At 48.0% G+C, this 246-nt stretch carries 1 protein-coding gene; it reads left to right on the top strand.

The window, feature by feature from the left end:
- Window positions 1-246 (top strand): hypothetical protein (locus FS736_RS24960; protein WP_222125119.1); only part of this gene is annotated, 246 nt, incomplete at both ends.

Below are 246 nucleotides of genomic sequence, written 5' to 3'. Positions count from 1 at the left end.
TTCTATTACCTGTTCCTTACTCCCTTCCTTGCAACCATCTTCATCACATCAAACCCCGACTTCATCACTTTCTTCCTCCCCCTTCAATTCCTCTCCTTTAAAATCAACTCTCCCCCCACCCACCGGCCAACCATTTTACTGAAAGCAACCCCCACTCCAAGTCCCCTCACCTTTACTTTTTTCCTCTCACCACCGAACAACCCTTCAAATACTAGCCTCTCCTCTTCCTCTGCTATTCCTCAACCC

This window comes from Cytobacillus oceanisediminis 2691, assembly GCF_007678455.1.
Lineage (GTDB): Bacteria > Bacillota > Bacilli > Bacillales > Cytobacillaceae > Mesobacillus > Mesobacillus oceanisediminis_A.
The sequence above is the reverse complement of the archived record's forward strand: the minus strand, read 5'-3'. Positions and strand labels throughout refer to the sequence as shown.